The sequence below is a fragment of the Streptomyces bambusae genome, assembly GCF_019400985.1.
In the GTDB taxonomy this organism is placed as follows: domain Bacteria; phylum Actinomycetota; class Actinomycetes; order Streptomycetales; family Streptomycetaceae; genus Streptomyces; species Streptomyces bambusae_A.
Map to the genome: position 1 here is coordinate 1 of NZ_WTFF01000377.1, position 6,572 is coordinate 6,572.

Below are 6,572 nucleotides of genomic sequence, written 5' to 3' on the forward strand. Positions count from 1 at the left end.
GGCGGCGTAGGACGCGGCCGGGCCGCCGCCCGGGGTCCGGCCGGGGAGAGCGCCGGCGTGGTGGGCGGGCGCCCGCCGACCGCAGGCGGCCGTTCCGCCACGGGTGGCCAGCCCTTCACCCAGGGAGGGTCGGGTCTCGTCCGCAACACGGGTCCCGGCGGGGTCGGCGGTGCCGCTGGCCACGCGGGTTCGGGCACCCGTACCGCGGGCAAGAAGCGCGCGGACAGCAAGGGCGAGCGCCCCGACTACCTGGCCGAGGACGAAGAGACGTGGCAGGGCAACCGTAAGGTTGTCCCGCCCGTGATCGACTGAGCGAACGGATCCTGCACGAGATGCGCATGCGGAAAGCTACGTCGGCCCTGGTGGGACTGCTGTTGGCCGGAGTCGCCGCGACTCCGGCCCACGCGGAGACCATCAGGTCCATGCAATGGCACCTCGACTCCATGCAGGCCGAGCAGATGTGGAAGACCAGCTCGGGGAAGGGCGTCACCGTTGCCGTCATCGACTCCGGTGTGGCGAACATCCCCGAGCTGGAGGGCCAGGTTCTTCCCGGCAAGGATCTGGCCGAGGGATACCAGGGCAACGAGCGCACCGACTACGACAACCACGGCACCAAGATGGCCGCACTGATCGCGGGCACGGGCAAGGGGCCCGGTGGCGACGGAGCCTTTGGGCTTGCGCCCGGTGCCAAGATCCTTCCGATCCGGGTGCCCAACGAGGGCAATCGGGATGGAATGCCCTCGTGGGTCGCCGCAATTCGCTATGCAGCGGATTCCGAGGCCAAAATTCTCAGTATCTCCCTGGGGCAGAGCGAAGTTGAGCCCCAGCTGCAGTCGGCCGTGAAGTACGCGATCGACAAAGGCAAGCTGATCTTTGCCTCCGTGGGGAACTCCGGTCACGCTCAGAACTTGCAGGAATTTCCCGCAGCAACTCCCGGCGTTGTGGGCGTTGCAGCGATCGACCGACAGGCGAACGCCACATCGGAGTCGCAGCACGGTCCTCAGGTCGACCTGGCTGCTCCCGGCGTGGACATCGTGACCGCATGCCCGGGTAAAACAGGGCTGTGCAAGGCCCACGGCACCAGTGACGCCACAGCCCTGGCCTCCGCCTCCGCAGCCCTCATCTGGTCCGCCCACCCCGACTGGACCAACAACCAGGTCCTGCGCGTCCTGCTCAACACCTCCGGCAAGCCCCGCGACGGCGTCGCCCGCAACGACTACATCGGCTACGGCGTCGTACGCCCCCGCATCGCCCTCACCACCCCCGGCGACCCCGGCCCGGCCAACGAGTACCCGCTGCCCGACCTCGCCGCGGCCGCCAAGGGCTCTGCGGCCCCCTCGGCCCCGGCCGCCGGCGGCGAGGCCGGTTCGTCGGCCGGCAACGGCTCCTCCGCGGCGCCCAAGGCCGCCGAGGGTGGCAGCAACGGCCTGCCCTGGACCTGGATCGGTCTCGGACTCGGCGCCTGCGTGTTGATCGGGGGAGCGGTCACGGCGGTTGTGGTGCGGCGCCAGAACCGGTAGACACGAGCGCGCCAGGCCGATCCAGAACGGGGAACAGGTCATGTCCTTCGAAGCAGAGTGGTCCTCCGCGCGCGCCAATGCCGGCTCCGGTGTGTCGATGCGACTCAACAAGGTCGCGCCCGAACCCGGCGGAGGCGGCAGCGGGAAGGCCGACCTCAAGATCGAGGACGACCACATCGGAGCCATCGGCTCCGCGGCGTTCACGCTGCACAACCGGCTCCAGAAGGACGGCGACCACGCCCGCGTGGCCACGTTCGACGCATCGATCGCGCTCACCAACAAGGGCTTCACGAGCGGTTCCGCCCTCCTCCAGGTCCACGACCGCTGGAACTCCCAGCTGCACGTCCTAGTGGCGGCCTGCGCGAACATCTCGAACCACTGCGACTACACCGTCTCCCACCATGAGCACGAGGAGCGGAAGCTCGTCACCGACCTCAACGCCTCCAAGATCAACGAGTACATCAAGTAGCCAGGAGGCGTGAGCCCGTGCTGACGTTCGACAACGTGATGAACGCCCCGCTGGACAAGCTCAACACCGCGGTCCAGGACTGGGGCGCGATGGTCACCAAGCTGGAGGAGCTCGCCGAGTCCGCCCGTACCGGCATGAAGGCCCGCTCGGACAAGGCCGACTGGTCGGGCGTCAACGCCGACGTGACCAAGCCGTTCGTGGACAAGACGGCCAAGGAGTTCGACGACGCGGCCAAGGAGGCCAAGGGCGTCCACCAGCTGCTCACCGACGGGCACTCCACCATCAAGGCCGCCAAGGACAGGCTGAAGAAGATCGTCGACGAGGAGGCCCCCGCCGCCGGCTTCCGGGTGGACGCGGCGGGCAAGGTGACCGCGGTCCCGATGGATCCGAAGACCGAGTACGCGGCCAAGCACGACCCGGACTACCAGGAGTGGAAGCGCAAGCAGGAGGCGGACCGGAAGGCGTGGCAGGCGCAGATCGACCGGTTGGTCGAGGACTGCCAGGACGCCGACGACTCCCTGGCGCGGGCCCTGCGCGCCAACGTCACCGACGACCACAACTTCAGCGGGCCGAAGTACACCACCCTGGACGGCGAGCAGGCCGACCGCGCGGCGACGCTGATGAAGAAGCTCACCAAGGAGCCGGGCGGGGTCGCCCGCAATCCCGAGGCGCTGCGCGAACTCGAGGACCTGCTCGACGACAACCGCAACGACCCGGAGTTCTCGACCGACTTCTACCGCAAGCTCGGGCCCGAGGGCACGCTGGAGGCGTACGGCAAGCTGTCGATCGACGCGTCCTCCCTGGGTGAGGCGGGCAAGGACCGCCTGGCGATGGTCGGCAACATCCAGAGCGACATGGGCGCCATGCTGGGGCTGGCCACGCAGAAGGGCACGCCGAACCACCTGGACGCGGCGTGGACGACCGAGCTGATGAAGGCCGGCCGCAAGGAGATCCAGGTCACCGGCGACCTGACCAGCAAGATCTACGGCTACCAGATGCTGGGCGCGCTGCTGCACGAGGGGAAGTACGACAAGGACTTCCTGACCTCCGTCGGCCGGGACATGGTCGCGTTCGACCGGGAGAACCCCAAGGCCTGGGAGCACGGCGCCCCGTACGACCCGAAGACGGTCCTCAGCCAGGGCAAGGACGGCAGCCGGGGCTTCTACCCGCTGACGGGCCTGATGGAGGCCATGTCCCACAACCCGGAAGCGGCGACGGCCTTCTTCAACGAGCCGGTCCGCAAGGACACCAACGGCGACGGCCTCGTCACGCTGTCCGACGGCAAGGTGGACGGGCAGCACGGCAAGGACCGCGGCATGGTCGACTACATGCTCGACAAGGAGTCCTGGGCCGACGCCTTCGACCAGGCCCCCGGCCACCCGTACGACAAGGCCCTCCCGGCCCAGGAGGCACTGGGCTCCGCCCTGGAAGCGGCGGTCAGCGGCCGCGTACCGGGCGACGAGAAGGCCCCGCCGGTGGCCCACACCAAGGAAATGGCGGCGATCATGGAACACGTCGTCGAGAAGGTCGGCGAGGACCCGAGCCTGGTGGCTGCCGACCCCGGCGAGGACAAGAAGCCGAAGCTGGGCGGGCTCTCGGGCCACTTCGGCAACATGACGGCGGAGTACATCGCGGACTTCCAGGCCTCTGCCGAGAACGGCGGGAAGCAGATCAAGGTCAACGGTACGCAGGCCGAGTTCGACGAGGCCACCGTGGCCCGCTTCCTCGGCGCGGTCGGCCAGGACCCGGAGGCGTACGGCGCGATCACCAACGCCAACCAGGCCCTCACGGCCGTCCTGGTCACCGACGTGGTCCAGCACCGTAACGAGTACGGCAACGTGCTGGGCGAAGCGGTGGGCAACGCAGTGCAGCCCGGCGGCCAGATCGCAGGATTCCTGACCGAGGCCCGCGCGCAGGGCATGCACGCCGAGACCGCCCACACGAACGAGGAGTACGTGAAGGGCGTCGAGGACGGCGCGAAGTGGATCAACCGCGGCATCAGCGCGGCGGGTGGCAAGTACCTGGAAATGGTGCCCCTGGCCGGAGACATCGTGGAATGGGTCCAGGAGGACGTCACGGAGTACTTCGTCGAGGATGCCCAGGAGAAGGGCAAGGAGAAGACCGCCGACACCGAGAAGGCCGTTGCGGAGATGTACTCGCAGGCAGATATCAGCACCAGCAGCGCGGCGGAGAGCGCGGTGCGTAATGCGGCTGCGGGTTCGGGCTTGTCGCAGAGGGAGATCGACACGCTGGCCGGTGTGGCGTCCAAGGAGTCCTCGGTCGGCCACTCGGTGGGCCGCGACCTGGTGGACAGCTCGAAGGCGCCGTCGTGATGTGCGCCGCGAGACGGGCCGGATCCGTAGCTGCCGTGCTTGCTGCCGGAGTCCTCCTGGCCGGTTGTTCGGGCGAGGAGAAGAAGGCTGCTCCGCCCGAGGTGCCGGAGAGGCTGTGCTGGGGGGCCTTCGACGGCAAGACCGTGCTCCCCCTGTTGGGCAGCGGGAAGAAGGTCACGGAGGATACGCGAGACGCGTTCGCCCTGCCTGCCGACTTGGACAAGGTCACCTGTCGCGTCCAGATGGACGGGGCGACGACGATGACGGCATTCGCGTGGCGCAAGCCACTGGGTAGTGACGCCTTCTGGCAGGCTTACGACGCCCTGCACCCGGACAAACTCGATCTCGGGCGTAAGGGCCTGGTGTGGGATGGCGGCGCAACGCTGCTCTACACGTGCCGGACTCCCACGGAGGCCTTCGAACTGGAACTGAGGATCAGCAATGGTCCGGCTTCCATCGACAGTGCCAAGGCCAAGGCGATGAACACCCAGCTGATGAAGGACTACCAGGACTTCACCCGCAAGCAGCTCACCTGCGCCCCCTGACGCCGCGCGCAGCGCAAAGGGCCGCCAGGAAGAGATCCTGGCGGCCTTTGCCGTGGAGGCCGTGACCGGATTCGAACCGGTGTACCTCGCGTTGCAGGCGAGTCCCTCAGCCACTCGGGCACACGGCCCTGCCGGTGTTACGGACACGACCGTACGGGCGCCGCGCGGGCCCGGGGAAGGGGAGCGGGCGGGGTGCAACACGACTGCCATGGCGTGTTCACACGACCCCGGACCTAGGGCTTCCGGCCGAGCGGAATCCGTCGGAAAGACAGGGGCGAAAAATGGCCACGGACCTTACGCTGGGGCGATGAGCGCCTCGACCGACCCGAGTGACCCCGATAGCTCCGGCATAGCCGGGACCGCCCCGCCGACGACCGGCCGGCGGGGCGGGATCCTGGGGCCCGAGCACCGGCTGCTCAGCATCGGGATGATCGCCGTCATCTTCGTCATCGCCTTCGAGGCCACCGCCCTCGGCACGGCCATGCCCGTCGCCGCGCACGAGCTCGACGGGGTCGGGCTGTACGCGTTCGCGTTCTCCGCCTACTTCACGACCAGCCTCTTCGGCATGGTCCTCGGCGGCCAGTGGTCCGACCGGGACGGCCCGCTGCGCCCGCTCGCGTACGGCATCGCCGCCTTCGCCTGCGGGCTGCTGGTGGCCGGGACCGCCCAGTCCATGTGGGCGTTCGTGACCGGCCGGGCCGTCCAGGGCCTGGGCGGCGGACTGGTGATCGTCGCGCTCTACGTCGTCGTCAGCCGCGCCTACGACGAGAGGCTGCGCCCCGCCATCATGGCCGCCTTCGCCGCCGGCTGGGTCGTCCCCTCCATCGTCGGGCCGCTCGCCGCCGGCACCGTGACCGAGACCATCGGCTGGCGCTGGGTCTTCCTCGGCATCCCCGCCCTGGTGGTCGCGCCGCTGGCCGTCGCGCTGCCCGCCATCCGCCGCACCGCCTCCGGGCCGGTCGACCCGACCGCCCCGCGCGTGGCCTTCGACCGGCGGCGGATCCGGCTCGCGCTCGCGATCTCGCTGGGCGCCGGCCTGCTGCAGTACGCCGCCCAGGACCTGCGCTGGCTCTCGCTCGCGCCCGGCATCGCCGGCGCGGCCCTGCTCGTACCCGCCGTGCTGGGCCTGCTGCCGCGCGGCACCTACCTCGCCCGGCGCGGACTGCCGTCGGTCGTACTGCTGCGCGGGATCGCCGCCGGCTCGTTCATCGCGGCCGAGAGCTTCGTACCGCTGATGCTGGTCACCCAGCGCGGCGTGAGCCCCACCCTGGCCGGGCTGTCGCTGGCGCTGGGCGGGCTGACCTGGGCGATCGGCTCGTGGGTGCAGTCCCAGGGGCGGGTGGAGCCGTACCGGGAGCGGCTCATGGTGCTGGGGATGGTGCTGGTGGCGGTCGCCATCGCCGCGGCCCCGGCCGTGCTGATCGCGTGGGTGCCGGTGTGGACCCCGGCCCTCGCCTGGGGCGTCGGCTGCTTCGGGATGGGCCTGGTGATCGGTTCCACCAGCGTGCTGCTGCTCGAACTCTCGGCGCCGGAGGAGGCCGGAGCCAACTCCGCCGCCCTCCAGATCTCCGACGCCCTGACGAACGTCGTGCTGCTGGCCGGCGGCGGGGCGGCGTTCGCCGCGCTGGGCGGCGGGGCGGTCGGGGCCGCGCACGACGCGGCGGCCGGCGGGGGTGCGTCGCGCCCGGGGGCGTTCGTCGTGGTC

General features: G+C 70.0%; 5 protein-coding genes, 1 tRNA gene and 1 pseudogene. 6 read left to right on the forward strand and 1 reads right to left on the reverse strand.

Features of this window, described 5'->3' with window-relative positions; translation table 11 throughout:
• The 5 genes and pseudogenes from GPJ59_RS31885 to GPJ59_RS31905 all read left to right on the forward strand — a co-directional run.
• A pseudogene (locus GPJ59_RS31885) lies at window positions 1-312 on the forward strand (WXG100 family type VII secretion target); the annotation flags it as partial.
• Window positions 313-422: 110 nt separating this feature from the next.
• Entirely contained in the window at window positions 423-1,520 is a 1,098-nt protein-coding gene (gene mycP / locus GPJ59_RS31890; protein WP_308120596.1) for a type VII secretion-associated serine protease mycosin, read from the forward strand.
• 40 nt (window positions 1,521-1,560) lie between these two features.
• Window positions 1,561-1,989 (forward strand): hypothetical protein, encoded by a 429-nt coding sequence (locus GPJ59_RS31895; RefSeq protein ID WP_219671401.1) that lies wholly within the window; start codon window positions 1,561-1,563, stop codon window positions 1,987-1,989.
• A gap of 17 nt (window positions 1,990-2,006) precedes the next feature.
• Entirely contained in the window at window positions 2,007-4,322 is a 2,316-nt protein-coding gene (locus GPJ59_RS31900) for a hypothetical protein (protein WP_219671402.1), read from the forward strand.
• 35 nt (window positions 4,323-4,357) lie between these two features.
• Entirely contained in the window at window positions 4,358-4,867 is a 510-nt protein-coding gene (locus tag GPJ59_RS31905; protein WP_219671403.1) for a cell division control 45 family protein, read from the forward strand.
• 53 nt (window positions 4,868-4,920) lie between these two features.
• On the opposite strand, the gene GPJ59_RS31910 is transcribed toward GPJ59_RS31905, so the two are convergent.
• Window positions 4,921-4,995 (reverse strand) — tRNA-Cys (locus tag GPJ59_RS31910).
• A gap of 179 nt (window positions 4,996-5,174) precedes the next feature.
• On the opposite strand from GPJ59_RS31910, the gene GPJ59_RS31915 reads away from it, so the two are divergent.
• Window positions 5,175-6,572, forward strand: a 1,398-nt coding sequence (locus tag GPJ59_RS31915; RefSeq protein WP_219671404.1) for an MFS transporter, incomplete at its 3' end; no start/stop codon positions are given.

Bases quoted from the DNA above. Each gene is read 5' to 3' on its own strand.
- mycP (WP_308120596.1), top strand. From the start codon at position 423: ATGCAATGGCACCTCGACTCCATGCAGGCCGAGCAGATGTGGAAGACC.
- GPJ59_RS31895 (WP_219671401.1), top strand. From the start codon at position 1,561: ATGTCCTTCGAAGCAGAGTGGTCCTCCGCGCGCGCCAATGCCGGCTCC.